The organism is Qipengyuania pacifica (genome assembly GCF_019711555.1).
Taxonomy (GTDB): Bacteria; Pseudomonadota; Alphaproteobacteria; order Sphingomonadales; family Sphingomonadaceae; genus Qipengyuania; species Qipengyuania pacifica.
The window spans coordinates 83,605-105,906 of the sequence record NZ_JAIGNQ010000004.1; the positions used below are offsets into that span (position 1 = coordinate 83,605).

At 60.7% G+C, this 22,302-nt stretch carries 17 protein-coding genes; 5 read left to right on the plus strand and 12 right to left on the minus strand.

Annotated features, from left to right (window positions below; all coding sequences use genetic code 11):
- Window positions 1–111: 111 nt before the first annotated feature.
- On the minus strand, window positions 112–2,778 hold the full coding sequence (locus K3177_RS13055) for a TonB-dependent receptor (RefSeq protein WP_196845725.1): 2,667 nt from the start codon (window positions 2,776–2,778) through the stop codon (window positions 112–114).
- A 260-nt stretch (window positions 2,779–3,038) separates the two neighbouring features.
- On the opposite strand from K3177_RS13055, the gene typA reads away from it, so the two are divergent.
- On the plus strand, window positions 3,039–4,859 hold the full coding sequence (gene typA / locus K3177_RS13060) for a translational GTPase TypA (RefSeq protein ID WP_221598605.1): 1,821 nt from the start codon (window positions 3,039–3,041) through the stop codon (window positions 4,857–4,859).
- 127 nt (window positions 4,860–4,986) lie between these two features.
- Here the strand turns inward: typA and K3177_RS13065 are convergent, their stop codons facing one another.
- Window positions 4,987–5,829, minus strand: coding sequence for an outer membrane protein (locus K3177_RS13065; RefSeq protein ID WP_103024302.1), 843 nt, complete (start codon window positions 5,827–5,829; stop codon window positions 4,987–4,989).
- Window positions 5,830–6,040: 211 nt separating this feature from the next.
- Here K3177_RS13065 and putP point away from each other — a divergent pair, with 211 nt between their 5' ends.
- Both putP and ggt read left to right on the plus strand, forming a co-directional pair.
- Window positions 6,041–7,522 carry a sodium/proline symporter PutP gene (putP, locus tag K3177_RS13070; RefSeq protein ID WP_221598606.1) on the plus strand — a complete coding sequence of 494 codons (1,482 nt, stop codon included), beginning with the start codon at window positions 6,041–6,043 and terminating at the stop codon, window positions 7,520–7,522.
- A 40-nt stretch (window positions 7,523–7,562) separates the two neighbouring features.
- On the plus strand, window positions 7,563–9,347 hold the full coding sequence (ggt, locus tag K3177_RS13075; protein ID WP_221598607.1) for a gamma-glutamyltransferase: 1,785 nt from the start codon (window positions 7,563–7,565) through the stop codon (window positions 9,345–9,347).
- A 30-nt stretch (window positions 9,348–9,377) separates the two neighbouring features.
- Here the strand turns inward: ggt and K3177_RS13080 are convergent, their stop codons facing one another.
- From K3177_RS13080 to K3177_RS13090, 3 genes are read right to left on the minus strand one after another with little or no spacing between them, the layout of a single operon-like run.
- The gene (locus K3177_RS13080) at window positions 9,378–11,564 is read right to left on the minus strand and encodes a TonB-dependent receptor (RefSeq protein WP_221598608.1); all 2,187 of its coding nucleotides are present in this window, start codon (window positions 11,562–11,564) and stop codon (window positions 9,378–9,380) included.
- Window positions 11,565–11,584: 20 nt separating this feature from the next.
- Window positions 11,585–11,779, minus strand: coding sequence for a hypothetical protein (locus K3177_RS13085; protein ID WP_221598609.1), 195 nt, complete (start codon window positions 11,777–11,779; stop codon window positions 11,585–11,587).
- On the minus strand, window positions 11,776–12,933 hold the full coding sequence (locus K3177_RS13090) for a PepSY-associated TM helix domain-containing protein (protein WP_196847942.1): 1,158 nt from the start codon (window positions 12,931–12,933) through the stop codon (window positions 11,776–11,778). The genes K3177_RS13085 and K3177_RS13090 overlap by 4 nt, the downstream gene beginning before the upstream one ends.
- A gap of 165 nt (window positions 12,934–13,098) precedes the next feature.
- Between K3177_RS13090 and K3177_RS13095 the strand changes: the two genes are divergently transcribed.
- A complete protein-coding gene (locus tag K3177_RS13095) occupies window positions 13,099–13,767 on the plus strand; it encodes an extensin family protein (RefSeq protein ID WP_221598610.1) in 669 nt (222 codons plus the stop codon).
- Here K3177_RS13095 and K3177_RS13100 read toward each other — a convergent pair.
- From K3177_RS13100 to K3177_RS13130, 7 genes are all read right to left on the minus strand, one after another.
- Window positions 13,764–14,405 carry a response regulator transcription factor gene (locus K3177_RS13100; RefSeq protein WP_221598611.1) on the minus strand — a complete coding sequence of 214 codons (642 nt, stop codon included), beginning with the start codon at window positions 14,403–14,405 and terminating at the stop codon, window positions 13,764–13,766. The genes K3177_RS13095 and K3177_RS13100 overlap by 4 nt on opposite strands.
- Before the next feature lie 133 nt (window positions 14,406–14,538).
- Entirely contained in the window at window positions 14,539–15,285 is a 747-nt protein-coding gene (locus K3177_RS13105; protein WP_103024294.1) for a proteasome-type protease, read from the minus strand.
- 22 nt (window positions 15,286–15,307) lie between these two features.
- Window positions 15,308–16,123: a transglutaminase family protein gene (locus K3177_RS13110; protein ID WP_221598612.1), complete on the minus strand. Its 816-nt coding sequence runs from the start codon at window positions 16,121–16,123 to the stop codon at window positions 15,308–15,310.
- On the minus strand, window positions 16,123–17,067 hold the full coding sequence (locus K3177_RS13115) for an alpha-E domain-containing protein (RefSeq protein WP_103024292.1): 945 nt from the start codon (window positions 17,065–17,067) through the stop codon (window positions 16,123–16,125). Before K3177_RS13115 ends, K3177_RS13110 begins: the two co-directional genes overlap by 1 nt.
- Window positions 17,068–17,083: 16 nt before the next feature.
- The gene (locus K3177_RS13120) at window positions 17,084–18,511 is read right to left on the minus strand and encodes a circularly permuted type 2 ATP-grasp protein (protein WP_103024291.1); all 1,428 of its coding nucleotides are present in this window, start codon (window positions 18,509–18,511) and stop codon (window positions 17,084–17,086) included.
- 81 nt (window positions 18,512–18,592) lie between these two features.
- A complete protein-coding gene (locus K3177_RS13125) occupies window positions 18,593–19,360 on the minus strand; it encodes an esterase/lipase family protein (protein ID WP_221598613.1) in 768 nt (255 codons plus the stop codon).
- Window positions 19,361–19,415: 55 nt separating this feature from the next.
- Complete coding sequence (locus K3177_RS13130; protein ID WP_196847937.1) at window positions 19,416–19,961, minus strand: DUF3617 domain-containing protein; 546 nt, start codon at window positions 19,959–19,961, stop codon at window positions 19,416–19,418.
- Between the two features lie 97 nt (window positions 19,962–20,058).
- Between K3177_RS13130 and uvrB the strand changes: the two genes are divergently transcribed.
- On the plus strand, window positions 20,059–22,254 hold the full coding sequence (uvrB, locus tag K3177_RS13135) for an excinuclease ABC subunit UvrB (protein WP_221598614.1): 2,196 nt from the start codon (window positions 20,059–20,061) through the stop codon (window positions 22,252–22,254).
- Window positions 22,255–22,302 lie beyond the last annotated feature (48 nt).

Genomic DNA, 22,302 nt, shown 5'->3' on the forward strand with positions numbered 1-22,302 from the left:
ATATCACGCATCCAGCTGGACTACCGCGTAATGCGTATATGCTGTGCCGAAATGGGACAAAGATAAAGGGGGCCGCGCGGGCCCCCTTCTCCATTCGAATATTTCCCACGATCAGAAGCGATAGCGAACCGTAGCGCCATAAGTGCGTGGCTGGTTGGGATAGCCAGAGATCGTACCCGGCTGTGCAACACCCGGGAAGATCTGCGACAAATAGCGCTGATTGGTCAGATTACGGACAAAACCGCTGATTTCGAACCCGTTTTCGAGCGCGAGGGTCAGCGACCCGTTTACCTGATTTACTTCGCGGCGATAGTTGCGCGCAAGGGCGATCGGATCCGGAGCGTCCGGTACGCCGTCAAGGATCTGAGTGTTGCTCTCGTGATAATAGTCCAGGCGACCAATCAGCAGATTGCCCGTATTGCCGAACTCGTGCGTGTAGGTTGCCGACGTCGCAATGGTGAATTCCGGAACACCGGCGACCTGCTGTCCGGAAAGGTCACCAACGACCGATCCGGGGAAGCTGTCATACTTCGAATCCAGATAGGTCAGTGCGAAGGTGAACACGAGCGGATCGATCGGCGTGAGCGTCGAATCGAATTCGAAACCACGGACCGACTGCGATCCGGCGTTGACCAGCGCGAAACCTGTGCCGGTGAAGGCGTTCGACTGGAAACCGTCGATGGTCTGATCGAACAATGCCAGGTTGAAGGCCATCCGGTCGAAATCGGCCTTGAGGCCCACTTCGTAAACTTCTGATTCCTCCGGAGCCGCGAAGCGCGAACCGGTGGAAAGGTTCGGCACCGCAATACCGGCATCGCGGATCGGCGAAGATGGCGCGAGGATGGTCGAACCGAAAGGACCAGGCGTGTAATCGGCGTTGGTCGGGCGGCTGTCGCGTGACAGGTTGACCGAGCTGGCCTTGAAGCCCGTCGCATAGGTGAAATAGGCATTCACGCGATCGCTGACGTCGTAAGCCACACGAAGCGTATAGCTCAGATTGTCATCATTCGTCCTGCCCGGCTCTACTGCGTTGGGCACCGCCAGGAACGGCGGCAGGAACTGCAGCGCCTGGAGGGGGAGCAACTGGTTACAGGCGGGCGGCGGCGAACCGGCCGAGCACGGCGTGGTCGCAATCGCCGCGATCTGCTGGAAGCCGGCCGGCTGGGCAGCAGCGAACTGCTGGATCACGCCGGGCGTCACCTGTGAGGTGGGGATCTGCAGCGCCTGCGCGATACCGCCAACGATGACAGCATCGACGAAGTTCACATTCGCCAGCGGATCGAAGGAATCCTGACGGAGCGAGAAATCCTTCCTGTCGTCGGTGTAGTTGAAGCCGGCGGTGAGGGTCAGGCGATCCGTCACTTCGAAATCGACCTGCCCGAAGACCGAGTAGGATTCGTTATCGAGCGTGAAGAATTCGCGGGTCGAAGGACCTTCTGCGAAGGTAGCGCCGACCGGAATGCCGAGCTGCGATTCAACGAAGGACAGCGTGCCGGGAGTGCCGCCTCCTGCCAGCAGATCGAAGAACGCGCGCGCATCTTCGCCATTGTCGAGACCGCTGTTCTGCTTTGCCTTCTCGTTGAAGTAATAGCCACCGAGCAGGAAGTTCACCGGACCGTCGAAGTCGGACGCGACGCGCAGTTCCTGCGTGAAGGTGTCGACCGCCTGGTTGCGGAACTCGCTGACCACGGCCGCGCTGGAGAAGTCCACGTCCTGCTGGTTGAATGCGCGCAGTTCGCGATAGGCCGTGATCGACGTCAGCGTCAAAGAGCCGAGGTCGAGGTCGGCCTGGACCGAACCGCCGTAGTTCTCGATGTCGTTGACCGGCAGCGTGTCGAGGAAGGCACGGTCGGAAAACACGTCTTCGACTGCCAGCTGCCCGCCAACGGCGAACAGCAGCGGGACGGTCGGACCGGCAAGAACGTTGCCGGCATAGCAGCACAGTTCGTCGATCTTGGAATAGTCGCCGATCGCGCGAACCCTAAGCGGGCCACCATTGTCGAACAGCAACTGGCCGCGAACGACGTAGCGATCGCGTTCATTGATCTTCTCATCGAGGTTCACGACGTCGACGAAACCGTCGCGCTTGTTGTAGGTGCCGTCGAGAGAGAAGGCGATCGAGTCAGTCAGCGGGCCGGTAATGTCGGCCTTGGCGACGATCTGGTCAAAATTGCCGTAGGTGAAGCTGGCCGAACCGCCGAACTCGAACTGCGGCTCACGGGTAACGACCGAGATGACGCCGGCGCTGGCGTTCTTGCCGAACAGCGTGTTCTGCGGTCCACGCAGCACTTCGATGCGGCTCACATTGGCGAGGTCGTTGATCGAGGATGCCGAGCGCGAACGATAGACGCCGTCGATGAATACGCCGACGGACGGTTCGATACCGACATTGTTGGCGCCGTTGCCGAAGCCGCGAATGATGAAGGTGGTGTTCGCCGAGCTCTGAAGCTGGCTGACGCGCAGCGACGGGGCCACGGTCTGAAGGTCCTGCAAGTCGCGGATTTCCGCACGCTCCAGCGTTTCGCCGCTGGTGACGCTGACCGAGACGGGCGTTTCCTGAAGGGTCTGCTCGCGCTTGGTGGCGGTAACGATGATGACATTGCCGGTCGAGGCATCGGCAGCATCGGGGATGTTGTCGCCGTCGCTGTCGGTCTGCTGCTGGACCTCTTCGAGATCTGTATCTTGTGCCGAAACGCTCGCCGGGATCGCAACAGCGGCTACCCCTGCAAGCATGACGGTACGGACGGTCGCGGTGCGGCCGAAAGCGGTGAATTTCATGAAAGGTCCTCTTCTCTCAAGACGTATCTTGGTACGCTGCGCGGCTCCCAAAAAATGCGCGCATGCAAGGGCGCAACTACCAGACTCCCCCGCCCTCTCAAGCATTTAGCGGACCAACGCCATAGCTGACTCGACGACTGTGCCTTTCGCGTTACACCGCAACACCTTGCCGCATTGCAGCATCTCCGCTAGGGGCGCCACCGAAACAAGCAGTGCCACTGGGCGCTGACGCTACGGCACCCTAATCGAAAGCACACTTCATGTCCCGCGACCTGCGCAACGTGGCGATCATCGCCCACGTCGACCATGGCAAGACCACTCTTGTCGACCAGCTTTTCCGCCAGTCCGGCACCTTCCGCGAAAACCAGCGCGTGGAAGAACGCGCGATGGATTCGAACGACCTGGAAAAAGAACGCGGGATCACGATCCTTGCAAAGTGCACCAGCGTCGAGTGGAACGGAAAGCGCATCAACATCGTCGATACCCCGGGCCACGCCGATTTCGGCGCCGAGGTCGAGCGTATCCTCTCGATGGTCGATGGCGTGATCCTGCTGGTCGACAGCGCCGAAGGCCCGATGCCGCAGACCAAGTTCGTTACCGGCAAGGCACTCGCTCTCGGTCTGCGTCCGATCGTTGTGGTCAACAAGATCGACCGCGGCGATGCGCGTCCCCAGGAAGTTCTCGACGAAGTCTTCGATCTCTTCGCTTCGCTCGATGCCAATGACGACCAACTCGATTTCCCCAGCCTGTGGGCTTCGGGTCGCGATGGTTATGCCAGCGATGACGAGCACGCCCGCGACGGCAATCTCGAACCGCTGTTCCAGTTGATCGTCGACCACGTACCCGCGCCGGGCCTCGATGCGGAAGCGCCTTTCAGCTTCCTCGCCACTCTGCTCGACCGCGATAATTTCATGGGCCGTGTTCTGACCGGACGCGTTCAGTCGGGCAAATTGAATGTCAACGATCCGATCCATGCGCTCGATTCAAAGGGCAATGTGATCGAAGTCGGCCGCGCGACGAAGCTGCTGAGCTTCGATGGCCTCGACCGCGTGCCGGTCGATAGCGCCGAAGCGGGCGACATCATCGCTCTTGCAGGTCTGGAAAAGGCCACGGTGTCGAACACCGTCGCAGATCCGAGCGTAAAGACGCCGATCGAAGCCCAGCCGATCGATCCGCCTACGCTCGCCATGCAGTTCTCGGTCAATGACAGCCCCCTCGCCGGTCGCGAAGGCAGCAAGGTTACCAGCCGCATGATCCGCGATCGCCTTTACCGCGAAGCGGAAACCAATGTCGCCATCCGCATCACGGAAAGCGAAGACAAGGACAGTTTCGAAGTCGCCGGTCGCGGCGAACTCCAGCTCGGCGTGCTCATCGAAACGATGCGCCGCGAAGGATTCGAACTCGGCATCAGCCGCCCACGCGTGCTGTTCCGCACCGAAGATGGTCAGCGTATGGAGCCATTCGAAACGGTCGTCATCGACGTGGACGACGAACACTCCGGTACCGTCGTCGAGAAGATGCAGCGCCGTAAAGCAGAGCTTACAGAGATGCGCCCGTCGGGCCAGGGCAAGACACGCATCACCTTCTCCGCTCCCAGCCGCGGCCTTATCGGCTACCACGGCGAATTTCTGTCCGACACGCGCGGCACGGGCATCATGAACCGCCTGTTCGAGAAGTACGATACCTATCGCGGCCCCATCGAAGGACGCCAGAACGGCGTGCTTATCTCGATGGTCCCGGGTGAAGCGGTCCCCTATGCGCTTAACGCGCTGGAAGACCGCGGCGAATTGTTCATCCGGGGCGGCGCCAAGATCTATGAAGGCATGATCATCGGCGAAAATGCCAAGCCGGACGATCTCGAAGTGAACCCGATGAAGTCGAAGCAGCTGACGAACTTCCGTTCGACCGGCAAGGACGACGCCATCCGCCTGACTCCTCCCCGCGTCATGACGCTGGAACAGGCCATCGCCTATATCGATGACGACGAAATGGTCGAAGTCACGCCCGAAAGCATTCGCCTGCGCAAGGCGATCCTCGATCCGCATGAACGCAAGCGCGCCAAGCGCGCAGCGCAGAGCTAAGCTCTTCGCCGAAGCTACCGCCGGCATTGGCTACGGAAAGTAGCCCGGCGGCACTAGCAAATCGGACATACAAAAAGGGCGGCCGCAGCGATGCGACCGCCCTTTCTATTTTAGCTTGTGACCTGGATCAGAAGCGGAAGTTGAGACCCGCACGGAACGAGTTCACTTCGAGCTGACGTCCGGTCGAACGCAGGTTCGTTTCGCCCGAGTCGAGCAGGAACGGGTTGGTTGCAGGAGCCGAACCGGCGCCGACTACAACGTAATAATCGTCCTTTTCGAAGTGGGTACGAAGGTATTCCACGTTCAGGCTGATGCTGTCGGTCAGGTAGATTTCTGCACCTGCGCCGTACTGTGCACCCCACAGCCACTCATCGCCGTTCACCGGGGTGAAGCTGTTGGCAGTGTTGGTCGTGGTGAATTCGTGATCGATCCGGCCATACGTCACACCACCGGTGGCGTAGAGAAGACCGCGGCCATCACCGGGCGAGATACCGAGGCGTGCGCGAAGAGCGCCAGCATAATCGATCTCACGGGCAATGGTGTAGCTCGCAGGCGTCGTGCTGAACCCGGTGGTGTAATCGGTAGCGTTCGACTTCGAACCTTCCAGCACCACACCGGCTACGAACATGTCGCCGATGCGACGGTCCATACCGATCTTGATAGCGTAGCCCAGTTCCTGTTCGTCGTCGCTGCAGGTCGGCGTAGCCGGACCGGCATTCGGCCGACCGTTGCACAGACCGGGCGAGAACGCATCTGCACCGGTAATGGTGCGTACGACATCGTTGTATTCACCGTCGCCGTCGGTGTCGAAAGCCAGACCTTCGTCCTTGCCATCGTCGATGGATTCGACGCTGAGCGTGCCGCCGACATAGACGCCGTTAAAGTAGTCCGGATTGCTGTCCTGCGCGAAGGCAGGCTGAGCGATTGCGCCCGCCAGAACGGCGGTTGCCAGAAGTGTCGATTTTTTCATTGAGAAACCCTGTAACTGTTTGACCCTGTTGCAACACAGACGCCCGAGGCTGGCCCGCGTTCCCTTGCTAAATGCAGCTTTTCTGAAGTGTCGCTTTCAAGTCACACTCGGGTTTTCGCATCGGCGCGGTATCGATGACGCACAGCGGCGGTTTTCCACCCGAAACCCGTGCAGTGGCCATTGGTCCGCGGTTCTGTTAAAGGGCGCACCCATGCCAACGGGAACATATATTTCACTCGCCTTATATTTTATTCTCATGATCGCGATCGGTCTGTGGGCTTGGAAACGCTCCACCGATACCAGCGAAGGGTATCTCCTCGCCGGTCGCAATCTGCACCCTGCGGTGGCCGCGCTTTCGGCTGGCGCTTCGGACATGAGCGGCTGGTTGCTGCTCGGCCTGCCCGGCGCGCTCTATGCCAGCGGCCTGGTCGAAGCATGGATCGGCATCGGTCTTTTCATCGGCGCACTGGCCAACTGGTTCATCGTGGCGCCGCGTCTGCGCGAACAGACCGAGAGCTACGGCAATGCGCTGACCATTCCGGAATTCCTCGCCAATCGCTTCCCTGATAGGGCCGTGGCGCTGCGGGTCGTGTCGGCTTTGATCGTGGTGGTCTTCTTCGCGGTCTATACCGCTGCAGGACTTGTCGGTGGCGGCAAGCTGTTCGAAACAAGCTTTGCAGGACTGTTCGGCGATGTGGGCATGTCCGATTACATGCTGGGCATCTGGATCACGGCGCTTGTGGTGCTTGCCTATACCATGGTTGGCGGTTTCCTGGCTGTGAGCCTGACGGATTTCGTCCAGGGCCTCATCATGGTCGTCGCGCTGGTTGTAATGCCCTTGGTCGTGATGTTCGGCGAAGGTGGCAGTGCGGGCGGTTCGCTCACGCAGGTTCCTGTCGAAGGCTTTCTCAGTCTTACCAACGGCCTGACCGTTCTTGGCTTCATCAGCGCTGTAACCTGGGGTCTCGGATACTTCGGTCAGCCGCATATTATCGTGCGCTTCATGGCAATCGATACGGTGGCGAAGGTTCGGCCCGCTCGTAACATCGGCATGACGTGGATGGGCGTGGCACTGCTCGGCTCCATCGGCATCGGGATCGCGGGCCGCGCCTTTACGCAGCGCAACGGCATTGTCGTCGAAGATCCCGAAACGATCTTCATCGTCCTGGCGAACCTGCTGTTCCATCCACTGGTGACCGGCTTCCTTCTGGCTGCGCTTCTAGCGGCCATCATGTCGACGATTTCCTCCCAGCTGCTGGTCGCCTCCAGTTCGCTGACCGAGGATTTCTACAAGCTCTTCTTCCGCAAGAATGCTTCCGAACGCGAAAGCGTGAATGTGGGGCGCATCTGCGTCGCTCTCGTGGCGATCGCGGCCATCATCATAGCCAGCGACCCCGAGAGCGAGGTGCTCGGCCTCGTTTCCAACGCATGGGCCGGCTTCGGCGCGGCGTTCGGGCCGCTTATCATCCTGTCGCTGACGTGGGATCGCATGACGGGCACCGGTGCAGTTGCCGGTCTCGTTACTGGTGCTGCCGTTGTCATGGCCTGGATCGCGCTCGGCTGGAATTCGGCCCTGCCGGGAATGAATCAGGGCCTGTACGAGATCGTTCCCGGCTTCATTGCCGCCTGGATTGCAATCGTCATGGTGAGCAAGGCAACGTCGGGAACGACCGAGCGCCCCTTGCCAGCCTGACACGCTTTCTTCACACGTCTCCCAAACGGAGGAGACGAATATGAAAGCGTTACTGGCCGGCGCTGCCGCCCTTGCCCTGACCGTGAGCCCTGCCACAGCGCAGGTCTCCGCGGATAAGCCCTCTGTCGAGCAGCAGATTGGCGCCGGCGGCCGTCCGGTCGGCGCGAACTGGTCGCGCAGTCCGGTAATCGCACAGCATGGCATGGCGGCCACCGCGCATCCCCTTGCCACGCAAGTCGCGCTCGACGTTCTCAAGGATGGCGGCAACGCGGTCGATGCGGCGATTGCCGCCAATGCCGCGCTCGGCCTGATGGAACCCACGGGCAATGGCATAGGCGGCGATCTGTTCGCGATCATCTATGATCCCAAGAGCGGAAAGCTTTACGGCATCAACGGTTCGGGCCGCAGCCCGAAGGGCCAGACGCTCGACCAGCTCAAGCAGAAACTGAACGGCGCCGATGCCCTGCCTCCCTATGGCGCCTTGCCGATTACCATTCCGGGCACGGTCGATGCGTGGTTTGCCATGCACGAGCGGTTCGGCAAGCGTCCGATGGCCGATAACCTCGCGCCTGCCATACGGTATGCCCGCGAAGGCCACCCCATCGCCCCGGTCATCGGAATGTATCTCGACCGGGCGTTCAAGGCCTACTCCGCGCGCGAGGATGAATTCGATTTCTCCAATGCGCGCAAGGTCTGGTTCGCCGACGGCGCCGCCCCCGAGGCTGGGGAGATTTTCCGCAACCCCGACCTTGCCAATGCGCTCGAGACCATCGCCCGCGAGGGGCGTGACGCCTATTACGATGGTGCGCTCACCGATGTCATGGTGGACTATCTTCAGGCTCAGGGCAGCGCCTTCACCCGCGAAGATTTCGCCTCCCATCACAGCGAGTGGGTCGAGCCTGCCTGTGCGGAATACAAGGATGGCTACGAACTGTGCGAATTGCCACCGAACAGCCAGGGCTTTGCTGCTTTGCAGATGGTCAACATTCTCAAGAATATCGACCTGTCGCAGTGGGAGCGTGGCAGTCCCGAAGCGATGCACTATCTCGTGGAAGCGAAGCGCCTCGCTTACGCTGACGTTGCACGTTTCTACGCCGATCCGGATTTCAGCCCGTTCCCGCAGGCCTTGCTATCGGACGAATACGGTGCGGAGCGGTTCGGACTCATCGATCCGGCTCGTGCCACTCCGGAATTCGGACCGGGCGAGCCGAAGCTGGAGGGCGAAGGCGATACCACCTACATGACAGTGGTGGACGGCGATGGCATGATGGTCAGCCTTATCCAGTCGAACTATCGCGGCATGGGCGGCGGGCTGGTTGCGCCCGGCACCGGCTTCATGTTCCAGGATCGCGGCGAACTATTCAGCATCGATCCCGCGCATCCCAATGCCTACGAACCCGGAAAGCGCCCCTTCCAGACGATCATCCCGGCGTTCGTGAAGAAGGATGGCCAGCCCTACATGACCCTTGGCCTGATGGGCGGCGGCATGCAGCCGCAGGGCCATGTGCAGGTACTGGTCAACATCGTCGATTACGGCATGAACCTGCAGGAAGCAGGCGATGCCGCGCGCTTCAACCACGATGGTGGCCCACAGCCGACAGAGGCGCTGAATGGTCCCTTTGCCGACCCGCTCGGCACCCTGTTCGTCGAACCCGGCATTCCCGCCGAAACAGTGGAGCGGTTGCAGGCCATGGGCCACAAGGTCGAAGTGATCGACAACGGCATCATGTTCGGCGGATATCAGGCAATCGCCCGGGATCCCGAAACCGGCGTGCTGACCGGCGCAACCGAAATGCGCAAGGATGGGCAGGCCAGCGGGTACTGATCCCGCCCCGGCCTGCCCCTTCCGGCAACCTTAGAAGTCGATCGAGACCGATCCCCGGAAGGTACGCGGGCGCCCCTGCAGCAGCCGCGCCGTGTCTCCCGATGCGAACGCACTGTATGACGAGCTCCAGAACCGTTCGTCGGTCACATTGTCGACTCCGAAGCGCAGGGTGATCGGCGCGCCGCCCGCTGCAAGCACATAGCGGGCTCCGAGGTCGAGCGTGGTCCAGTCGTCAAGATAGCTGGTATTGGTCACGTTTGCAGCCTGCTCACCCGTATGGATAGCGCGTCCGGTCAAGGTGAAACCGGGCACGAAGGGCACGTCCCATTCGACATTGGCGTTCAGGGTGTAGTCGGGCACACCCAGCGCATCGTTGCCTTCGTTCACGCCTCCAGGGGTGCGCTTGAGCTTCGCATCGACCACCGACCCGCCGGCTATCAGGCGCAGTCCATCGGTCGGCTGGACCGTAAAGAACAGCTCGATCCCACGGTTGCGCTGCTCGCCATATCGGCCGAACCGCAGCTGCCCCGGCACGTCGGGATCAATCGCGAGATAGCTGCTGGGCTGTTCGATCGTGAATAGCGCAAGGCTTGCCTGTACACGATCCAGCCCAACCTTGCCGCCGACTTCATATTGCACGGACCGCGCCGGTGCGAGCGCCTGTCCACCATTGATAACCGGCAATTCTCCCGATCCGGGATTGTCAGGATCGATACCGCTGACAGGCGCGCGGGCGCCGGGTTGCAGCCCCTCGATACGGTTGGCGAACAGCGAAATTCGCTCGGTCGGCTTGACCACCAGGCCGACAACCGGGGTAATCGCAGAGGTGCTGAGCCGGCCCGTGAAGTCACCGGTCACAACGTCGTAGTTCTTCTGCGTGATTTCCTGAAGCCGCAACCCACCCGTCAGCAGGATGCGATCGTTCCAGAAACCGATGGTGTCGGAAGCAAATGCGCTAAGCTGGACCGAACGCGAATTGAGCTTTGGATCGTCCAGATCTCCGCTGGCAAAAGTGCTGACAGGGGAAATGGGCGCGTCCACAGGATCATAAAGATTGGTGTCGTACCCCGCGCGGAAATCGAAGGCGGTACGGAATTGCTGCCAGTTGATATTGCCGCCGAAGTTGATTTCGTGCGTCACGGCCTCGCCCAGTTTGACGCGCAGCCCCGCTTCCACTGCCTCATTGTTGATACGCGCGGGAATGATGGACGGGCCGATCGTGCCAGCACCCGTTTCGGCATCGGTTATGGTGATCCCGCCGTAAGTGCCCTCCTCATTGCCATCCAGCGCGCCGCCACTGACATAAAGCATGGCATTATCGGCTACATCGTATTCGATTCGGGCAAGGCCGAAAATGTCCTGCAGCTCGGTACGGGCGAAAGACGGACCATAATTGAGATCCGCCTCGGGCACTTCGGGAATTGCGCCGTTGCCGATCACTACCTGCGGGCGAAGATGGTTCACCTCATAACGCTGATAGGCGCCATCCAGCGTGACCCGCAGATTATCGGTAGTCCAGTCGAACGATACGCCGCCAACGATTGTGCGGCGAAACTCGTCGTTCACTGCGACATCGCCGCTGCGATAGGCACCGTTGACCCGCACACCGAACTGGTCATTTTCGCCAAACCGGCGCGCAATGTCTGCGCTGCCGCCGAAGTGGCTATCGGATAGATAGCTTGCCGTGACCCGCGTCAGCGGGCTGTCACCTGCACGCTTCAGCTGCAGGCTCACATTGCCGCCGATCCCGGTTCCGCCCGGCGCCGCGCCATTCAGAAATGCGTTCGCCCCGTTCAGCACCTGAACACCCGAATACAGCTCGGGCGCGATCAGCTGGCGTGGGCTGATGCCGTAAAGACCGTTCATCCCGATATCGTCGCCGTAAAGCGGGAAACCGCGGATCACGAACTGTTCCGCTGCATTTCCGAACGCATAGGTAGTCCGGATCGAAGGGTCGTTTTCCAGAACCTCGCCCAACGTCAGCGGTTGCTGGTTCAGGATCAGGCTTTCATCGAATGTGCGCACCACGAACGGTACGTCCAGAGCATCCTTGGCGCCCAGAACTCCCAGCGTTCCGCCCGCGATGACTTCCGTCTGATTGGCCCGCTGGGCGGAAACGACGATCACTTCCTGTGACGTCCCCTCCTGCGCCTGCGCAGGGGCAGCAATGACTGAGGCAATGGCAAGTGCCGGAAGCGGGAGGAGGTGCAGTTTCATCATTGGTTCTTTCATCGGTTCTAGCGGGAAGTACGGCGCACCAGCGCCGCGAAAATGACGGCCGGGGCAATGCCGACCAGAATCCAGGCTAAAAGGTCTCGCGTGCCATCGCCGGTCAGTCCGAGTACGAGTCCGGCGATGGAAGCCACGCCGATCGCAATCGGCCAGCGAAACACCGTGGCAGTGCTCTGACGATGCCGCGTCCTGTGGCTCATGCGCGCATCTCCTTGCGTGCACCAAGGGCGATCTCATCGACGCGGCGGTCGATCTCCCCGCCACGGCGGCGTAGCCAAAGAAAGATGCCGGTCCACAGCACCCAGATCGTTGCCAGCGTCAGCAGCGCCCACAGGATTTTGAGCGGCAAGCCACCATAATCGCCGAAGTGCAGCGGCTTGGACATCATCAGTGCCTGATTAATTGCAGGCATGGTCCGCGCATCCGTGAGTTCGCCCGTCGCAGCATCGACTAGCGCCGGGGTCAGCAGGTGTTCCGTGACAGGGCGGTCGCCCTGAAAGAAAATCGCATAGTGATGACCGGAACTCCACGATCCGCCGGGAAATCCGATAAACTGCGGGTTACGGCCGGGCAGTGCGTCCTGCGCCGCAGCCATGGCCTTGTCGATCGAACCGTAATCTGCGGGCGCCAAGGGCTGCGAACTGGCATAGGCGGCCGTCATTTCCGCAATTTCGCCATTGCGCCACGCGTCCGTCAGCGGATCGGCAAAGGCATTGATCGCACCCGTCGCGCCTACGACGAGCGCCCAGACCAGCGTGACGATACCAAGGAAATTATGCCGATCGAGCCGTTTGACGCGGAGGCTGCGTCGCGTGCGCAGCGTGCCGAACCGCAGTCGGCGCATGAATGGTGCATACAGTACCGTGCCGGATATCAGGGCGACGATGAAGCTGATGCCCATTACGCCGAGAAAAAGCATCCCGGGCAGGCCGAGAAACATGTCCGTATGCAGTTGAAGCAGAAAGTCGAGCAGCGGATTGACCGGCGCAGGCCCCAGCGCTTCGCCTGTAACGCGATCGAGAAATTGGAGATGCATGTCACCGCTTGCCGCATCCGGCGCTGGGCCGGTCGTAACGGTCAGCAGCGGGCTGTCCTGACTGAACGCCATGAACAGAGGGACTTCACCGGGCCGTTCCGCCAGGGCGCGGTCCAGCATCGTATCCAGCGGTAGTCCGCCTTCCGACGAAGCGACGCCCGACAGCGATTTCTCCGTATCGAAGCCCATGGCGGCATCGATCTCGTCGTGAAAGATCAGCGGCAGTCCGCTGACGCACAACATGAGCAGGAACGCCGTCGGGATGAGGCTGCTCCATTTATGGATCAGATACCAGATTCGGATAGTCGTGCGGCTCACGCCCCGCCCGTTACGAACTCATGGCCGGATTGGCAATGATAATCATTTGCAATAGCATGGCGGCGTGTTTGCGTTGCCGAATTTCTACACTTGCGACGATCGGGTGCATCTCTTTTCAAAGTCCGTTAGGACGAGATTAACCATGTCTGGTAAATACTTCCCTCGATGCGATTGCAGCCTGCCTTCTTAGCCTTTCTCCTTCTGACCCTGGCGGGTTGCGGCGCAGTACCTGGTTCCAAGCCGACTGAACGGGTCGGGCGGCAGGCAGGGTCCGTCCCTGTTGCTGTTGCGCGACCCGAAGTTCGCCAGTGCCAGGTCGAATTGGGGCAGACGGGGTCGCGCTTCTCTCCTTTGACGGACAGGTTTTACGGAGCTGGCTGCTCGACGACGAACAGCGTGAGTTTGCAGGGCGTCGGCGGCGACCGAGGCGAATTTACTGTTACCAATCTGGGCGCTGTGGCCTGTCCGCTCGCCAATACCTTTGCCGCCTGGGCGCGGTACGGGGTTGATCGTGCAGCACGCCAGATCCTTGGCAGCCCGCTGGTTCGCATCGAAACCATGGGCAGCTACTCCTGCCGCAATGTCGCCGGAACCGGCCGTTTGAGCGCCCATTCGCGCGCCGAAGCGATCGATGTCTCCGCTTTCGTCTTGGCCGACGGACGCCGTATTTCGGTATTATCGGGCTGGAACGCCTCGCGCCAGGAACGCGAATTCCTGCAGGTAATCCATAAAAGCGCATGCAAGCGCTTCGGTACCGTACTGGGTCCCGATTACAATCGGGCGCATCACGACCACTTCCATCTGGAACATGGAACAGGAAGTTTCTGCCGCTAGGCCGCGTTGGCCCCGATCTCTGGTGTTGGATCGTCACCCAGCCGCGCTTCGAAAAACAGCTTCACCGCCTTGGCCAGATGATCGGCATCGAGCTTCGTCATCATGTTGGCCCGGTGGATTTCCACCGTGCGCGGACTGATATGGAGCTCGCGCGCAATGACCTTGTTGCTGCACCCTTCGGTCAACCAGTCGAGCACCTGCCGCTCGCGCGGAGACAGGTTGGCGATCCTGTCGCGCGCTTCCGCAATTCTGCGCCGTGCCATCACGTGATTGTCGGCATCGGTCAAAGTGCGCGAAATCGCTCGGGTGACCCTCTCGCCGCGCAGTGGCAGCTTCATATAGTCCAAAACGCCCGCCTTGATCGCTTCCACCACATGGGTCGGCCGTGGTTCCTGGGACGTTGCTATGACAGGGATCCAGTACCCTTCGTCTGACAAAGTCTTGAGGACGTACGCAGCGCTTTCGCCCTCCGGATCGTCATAGGCCAGGACTATGCCTGATTGAGGGGGACGCTCCATGAGCTCGGCGACATTAGCATAGATTTCGGAATGAAGCCCAAGACTGTAAATCAGATGAGCCTGCTCCGCCCTGCATCTGCTATTACCACCTACGATATGTACCGTATGTCGTTCGTTCATGATTGACGAGGTGAGGGAATCCGGCACCAACCGTATATCCGTAATATTACGGGTGCGGATTATTACCGAGGCAACAGACCCCTGATCGGGTAATTTTACCTAGTCGATACGCTATAGTAAAACCCTGTTTTCGTTAATCTTCTCGGTAAAAGCTGTAATCGGGCAGGGAATGAAAAGCGTTTTTGAGCGCGTCGCCCCAGCTCGAAGAGATCGCCTGGAAGTACGGATCGTCATGCGTGATGCGATGTTCGTGCTTCGGTTTGAACCCGTTGCGTTCGATCACCTGCAGATCCAGCGGCAAACCGACCGAAAGGTTCGCCTTCAGCGTGGAATCGAAACTGACCATCAGCAGTTTCACTGCATCTTCCATGCTCATCTCCGGATCATAGCCGCGGATGATGATCGGTCGGCCGTATTTGGTCTCGCCGATCTGGAAGAACGGGGTGTCCCGGCTCGCCTCGATGAAGTTGCCTTCGGGGTAGACCATGAACAGCCGCGGCTCCATGCCGGCAATCTGCCCTGCGACGATGATCGACGCCGTGAAGCGCCCCCTGCCCTTCACCCCGTTCGAATCCTGGCGTTCCGCGATGATCGTTCGCAGCAGCTTGCCGATTTCGGTCGCGACCTGGAACATGGTCGGCGATTTGAGGATGATATTGTCCCGCTCGTCCGGTTCCTTCATCCGTTCCTCGAGCTGGCTGATCACCGCCTGCGTACTGGCCAGATTGCCGGCCGTCAGCAGCGTGATGATCCGCTCGCCCGGGACGTTCCAGGTGAACATCTTGCGAAAGACCGAGATATTGTCGACGCCGGAATTGGTGCGCGTATCGCTCATCAGGACGAGTCCCTTGTCGAGCATCATGCCCACACAATACGTCATCTGGATTTTCCTCTCGGCAGGTTTACTGCTGCACTTGCTGCTGCTCTACCGCCACATCGACTTCGAGCACGGTTGACGTGGTGCCGAAACTGATTCCGGTCACAGGCGCGGCATCGCGATAATCGCGGCCGGTTGCAACCCGTACATATCGTTCGTCCGGGCTGATCCCGTTGGAAATATCGAATCCGACCCAGCCGAGTTCATCGACATAGGCTTCCGCCCAGGCATGGCCCGCCTCCTGCTCGACCCGGTCGTTCATCATCAGATAGCCGCTGACATATCGCGCCGGAATGCCCAGCGATCGGGCGATGCCGATGAAGATATGCGCGTGGTCCTGGCACACGCCGTTTGCCGCCGCATAGGCCTCTTCGGCAATGGTCCGCGAATGGGTCGTCCCGGTCTTGTATTCGACCTGGTCGAGGATCGCGCTGGACAGGTGATGCAACGTATCGAGGCGACTTTCGCTGCGCTTGCCCACTTCGCCGGCCAGCTTGCGCATACCGGGGCCCGGCGTCGTCTGCGGCGTCTGCGCAAGAAAGCTCCACAGCGGAAGATGTCCTGCATGGCGCCCGATCACGCCCGCATGATCGTGGGTATCCACCCGCCCGCGGCAGGTGACGGTCACTTCCTGCGCCCCGGTTTCGACCGAGACCAGGTTTACCGTGTTGTGATGCTGATCCTCGTAAACGAACTCGGGATGGGCGTTGTGGTATTCCATCTCCCATTCGAGGATTTCCTGCCCCTGCGTCTGCTTCGGGGTCAGCCGCAGGCGCTGCAGCGCATGAACCACGGGCGTGTCGAAGAGATAGCGAGTCGTATGACGGATAGAGAGGCGCATCAGGCAAGGAACCTGTAATCTGTGGCGATCGCTTGTCCGATCGCGACGTTCGACGCCATGAAGTCGACAAGGAACTCGTGCAGCCCCTGATCGAAGACGTCCTCGATGGTAAGGTCGGCTATTCGCGTATCCGCCTCGCGCATCAGGCTGTTGCTGACGCCTTCCTGGCCGTGCAGCCGGGCCAGCGCTGCAAGATTGGCGCGCAGTTCGGAATGGCAGAACGCCAGGCTGCGCGGGAATCCGTCGTCCAGTATCAGGAATTCGCAGATCCCGCGGGCATCGATCTGTCCGGCGTTGAGCCAGCGATAGGCGCGGTCCCCGGAAACGGAGCGCAGGACCTGATCCCACTGTCCTGTATCAAGGCTCGATCCGACGTAGGAAAGCGACGGTAGCAACAGGTAGTATTTGATGTCGAGGATGCGGGCGATGCTGTCGCCGCGCTCGATGAAGGTGCCGGCCTGTGCGAAATGGTACCCTTCGTCGCGCAGCATGGAACCTTCCATCGCCCCGTGTGCCAGCGTGCCGGCGCGCCGGATGGTGGCGACCGTATCCATGACGCGGTTCTCGCCTACCGGCTTTGCCAGCTGGTCCTTGATCTCCAGCCAGGGTTCGTTGATCGCTTCCCACAACTCGCTGCTGATCGCATTGCGCGCCTGCCGCGCATTCTGGCGAACCTGCCCGAACATGGCAAGGATCGAGGACGGATTGTCCTTGTCCCGAAGAATGTGGTTCCAGGTCTGCATGCCCGTATATGTCGCATGCTTCGCCTCGTATCCGACGCGCTGGCCGGCCGTGGCGATGACCGATCGCCATTCTTCCTCCGCGGTCACCAGATCGCGGGTCAGCGCCATGCGCAGACCGGCATCGAGAAGACGCGCCGTGTTTTCCGCCCGCTCGAGATAGCGGAACATCCAGAACAGGCCGTTGGCAGTCCGCCCTAACATGATGAATACCCGCGCATCAGTCTTTCAGCACCCAGGTATCCTTGGTGCCCCCGCCCTGGCTTGAATTCACGACGAGCGAGCCTTCTTTCAGCGCGACACGCGTGAGCCCACCGGGCGTAATGTCGATCTTGTCCGGGGAAACCAGCACGAAGGGCCGCAGATCGACGTGGCGCGGCACCAGCCCCTTCTTCGTAAAGATCGGGCAGGTCGAAAGCGCCAGCGTCGGCTGGGCAATGTAATTCCACGGCTTGTCGACGATCTTGCGCCGGAATTCCTCGATTTCCTTCTTGGTCGCGGTCGGACCGATCAGCATTCCGTACCCGCCGGAACCGTGCACTTCCTTCACCACCAGCTCGGCCAGATTGTCGAGCACGTATTTGCAGGATTCCTCATCTGCGCAGCGATGGGTTTCGACATTGGGCAGCAACGGCTTTTCGCCGGTATAGAACTCGACGATTTCGGGCATGAAGGAATAGATCGCCTTGTCGTCGGCAACGCCCGTCCCCGGCGCATTGGCGATGGTCACGCCGCCGCTGCGATAGACATCCATGATGCCCGGCACGCCCAGCACGCTGTCCTCGTTGAAGGTCAGCGGATCGAGGAATTCGTCGTCTACCCGCCGGTAAATCACATCGACGGGCTGGTAACCATGGGTGGTGCGCATCGCCACTCGACCGTCGACTACCCGCAGGTCGCTTCCTTCGACCAGTTCGGCACCCATCTGGTCGGCCAGAAACGCATGCTCGAAATAGGCGGAATTGTAGATGCCCGGCGTCAGCACCGCGACGACCGGTTTGCCGCGCGTGCAATCGGGCGCACAGGCAGCAAGGCTCTTGGCCAGGCGGCGTGGATAGTCCGATACCTGCTCCACCGGGACGCGCATGAACAGCTCGGGGAACATGGCCATCATCGTCTCGCGGTTTTCCAGCATGTAGCTGACACCGGACGGCGTGCGGGCATTGTCTTCCAGCACGTAAAATTCATCGGGCCCGGTTCGCACCAGATCGATACCGACGATATGGGTGTAAATTCCGCCGGGCGGCGTGAATCCGACCATGTGCGGCAGCCATGCGGCATTATTGCTGAACAGTCGTTCGGGTATGCGGCCCGCACGGATGATTTCCTGCCGATGATAGAGATCGTGCATGAATGCGTTGAGCGCCGATACGCGCTGCTCGATCCCGCGGGTGAGCTTGCGCCACTCGGCCGCGCTGATGACGCGCGGCACCATGTCGAACGGGATCAGCCGCTCTTCGGCTTCATTCTCGCCGTACACATTGAAAGTGATGCCGGTCTTGCGGAAATTGGTCTCGGCTTCGGCATGTTTGCGCCGAAGCAAGGCATTGTCCTGTCCGTCGAACCATTGGCAATAGCCTGCGTAGGCATCTCTCACGCCGCCATCCGGCTTGCGCATTTCGTCGAAATAATCGGCGCTGCCGGTCATGGGTCCCCGAACTGGATGTGCATGTCGTCCTTGGACAAGACGACGCGAGGGCAGGAAGCCCCCCTTCAAGGGAACAAGTATCTAATCCCTATCCAGTTCCCCCAGCACCGCTTCGACCGCTTCATTTGTCAGCACGAAGCCCATGTGCGAACAGCGCAACGCGCGTGCACGGTCACGCTCCCCCGGCTTGCCGCAGGCAGCGCGCGGATCGACGATCCCGTCGCACGGGCTCCAGAAAGCTACCGTTTCGACGGGGGGTTTCTCATGTACCACGGTATCGATCTCGGGTTCATCGACCCGGTGGCCGGCAATCGCCTGATAGGCACGCCAGCCATTGTTCGCTCGCGGGCTGCCTGAAAACGGCGATCCCATCGTGACGACCTTTGCAACCTTGTCCGGATGGGCCTTTGCCAGTTCGCGCGCCATGACGCCGCCCAGGCTCCACCCGACCAGATAGATGGGCGTGCCGGTCCGGCGATAGATATCGACCAGACGGCGCTCGACCATCTGGAACCGCGCCTGGGTGGCACCGAAATTATAGCCCAGCCCCCATTTCTTGGTGATGTGCCCGGCCTTTTCCAGCTTGCGCGCCATCCACCGCATACGGATGGGATGTGCGCCAAACCCGGGCAGCAACATCACGGTCTTCGGGGTTTGGGCCGCGGGGATCTCCAGCGGCGGGCCTACCAGACGGCGCAACGGTTCGATCGGCCACAGGAATTCCCGCAGCATCAGCTGCCAGCGCGGTCCGCACGCATCGTCGGGGCATGGCTCGGCAGCCAAGGCCCAACGTCGCGCGATTTCCTCGCGGTGCGTGATCACGGTGTCTTTGAACGGTAACGTTGCCATCACCGCGTAATAATGCGCGAAGCCGATTAATGGCTCCCGAATTTCAATTCGTCATTCAAGCGTCGCAATCACCCAGGCGCTGCTGCGAACTTTTCATCGTCATGGTCATGGTCTGACCGTCCGGCCCTTCGCCGTTCATGGTCATGTTCATTTCCGACGATGTTTCGGTGCCGGTTCCCGTCATGACCATGCGGGCCGTGCCCTGTCCTTCCGCCTTGCAGTTCATGACCGCATCGATGCTGCCGCCATCGACATCGAATTTTTCGAATGTGCAATCCGAATTGCTGTCCTGCGCCTGCCGGGCCATTTCCTCGAAGCCCTTGTCCGCTTCTTCCTTGGTCAGGCAGTATTCGTGCGATTGCGCTTCCTTGTCGAACATGCTGCGCATCATGTCCTGTACCTGCTGGGGCGCTCCGGGCATGGATACGTCGACGAATTCTACCGTTGCGCGATACTTGCCCGGCTGCGGCCGGACCATGTCGGCCGACCTTGCGGCTGCCTCTTCCATACTGATCTCGCCATCGCCATCGGCGTCCGCATTGCTGCCTCCACAGGCGGCGAGAGTCAGGCTGGCGGCAGCGGCAATCACGAAACGGCGCATCGAATATTCTCCCGAATTGGTGCCCGAAAGCTAGCAGTCGGATCGCCCTTGGCAAGCACCGTTGCGCCTTGCCCCCATGTTCCCCATATGTGCGCATATGAGTGAACTCGTCATCCGCCGCGGCCTTGAAGAACCCGACACAACCGGCGAATTCGTCCCTCACAAACCTGCCCGCCCGGAAAAGTCGATGGGCGGCAAGAAGTTCAAGCTTGTCAGCGAATATACGCCCGCCGGCGATCAGCCTACTGCGATTGCCGAACTGACTGGCGCCGCCAAGGATGGCGAACAGACGCAGGTGCTCCTCGGCGTTACCGGATCGGGCAAGACATTCACCATGGCCAAGGTGATCGAGGAATTGCAGCGCCCCGCGCTGATCCTCGCGCCGAACAAGATTCTGGCTGCGCAGCTCTACGGCGAATTCAAGAGCTTCTTCCCCGAAAATGCCGTCGAATATTTCGTATCCTATTACGACTATTACCAGCCCGAAGCCTATGTCCCGCGGTCCGACACCTACATCGAGAAGGAAAGCTCGGTAAACGAAGCGATCGACCGGATGCGCCACTCGGCAACGCGCGCCTTGCTTGAACGTGACGACGTGATCATCGTCGCCTCCGTGTCCTGCCTCTACGGTATCGGTTCGGTCGAAACCTATTCCGCGATGATCTTCGACATCAAGAAGGACACGCAGGTCGACCAGCGCGAGCTCATCCGCAAGCTCGTGGCTTTGCAGTACAAGCGCAACGATGCGGCTTTCGCACGCGGCAATTTCCGCGTCCGCGGCGACAATCTCGAAATCTTCCCGTCCCACTATGAAGACATGGCCTGGCGCGTCAGTTTCTTTGGCGACGAGATCGAGGAGATCAGCGAATTCGACCCGCTGACCGGCAAGAAGGGCGCCAGCCTCGACAAGGTGCGGGTCTATGCGAACTCGCACTACGTCACGCCGGGGCCGACGATGAAACAGGCCGCCGAAGCCATCAAGTTCGAATTGCAGGAACGGCTGAAGGAACTGCACGAAGAAGGCCGGCTGCTCGAAGCTCAGCGCCTCGAACAGCGGACCAATTTCGATCTCGAAATGATTGCCGCAACGGGCAGTTGCGCCGGGATCGAGAATTACAGCCGCTTTCTCACCGGCCGCCTGCCCGGCGAACCGCCGCCGACCCTGTTCGAATATCTGCCTGAAAACGCCCTGCTGTTCGTCGACGAAAGTCACCAGACCGTGCCGCAGATCGGCGCGATGGCGCGCGGGGACCATCGCCGGAAGATCACCTTGGCCGAATACGGTTTCCGGCTGCCGTCGTGCATCGACAACCGCCCGCTGCGGTTCAACGAATGGGACGCGATGCGCCCGCAGACCTTCGCGGTCAGCGCCACGCCGGGCACGTGGGAAATGGAACAGACCGGCGGCGTTTTTGCCGAACAGGTCATCCGCCCCACCGGCCTGATCGACCCTCCGGTCGAAATCAAGCCGGTCGAAGATCAGGTTCAGGACTGCATCGAAGAATGCAAGGCGACGGCCGCCAAGGGCTATCGCACGCTTGTCACCACGCTGACCAAGCGCATGGCGGAAGATCTGACCGAATTCATGCACGAAGCGGGCGTTCGCGTGCGCTACATGCACTCCGACGTCGAAACGCTGGAACGTATCGAGCTGATCCGCGACCTGCGTCTTGGCGTCTACGATGTGCTCGTTGGCATCAACCTTTTGCGCGAAGGTCTCGACATTCCCGAATGCGGCCTCGTCTGTATCCTCGATGCCGACAAGGAAGGCTTCCTGCGCAGCGAAACCAGCCTCATCCAGACCATCGGCCGTGCCGCGCGAAACGTGGAAGGGCGCGTCATCCTTTATGCCGATCGCATCACCGGCAGCATGGAACGGGCGATGGCCGAAACCGACCGGCGTCGGGAAAAACAGCGCGAATACAACGAGGCACACGGCATCACGCCGCAGACCATCAAGCGCCAGATCGCCGATATCGTCGCCCATACCGCCGCTCAGGACGGCGTCACCGTCGATACGGGCGATGACGAGCGCAACAATCTCGTCGGCCACAATCTGCGGGCCTACATCGAAGATCTCGAAAAGCGCATGCGTACGGCTGCTGCCGATCTCGAATTCGAAGAGGCCGGGCGCCTGCGCGACGAAATCCGCCGCCTCGAGAATGACGAGCTCGGCCTCGGAGACGAGGAAAAGAAAGCTCCGCGCGTCGGTCGCAGCGATGCCGGGCGTCCGGGAACGCGCAAGACGCGCTACGGAAAGACCCGCTATAAACGGATGGGCGGCAAACCCTGATCGACGGACGTATTTGACGCGGCTTCGCCTCCCCCCTCATAGACTGTC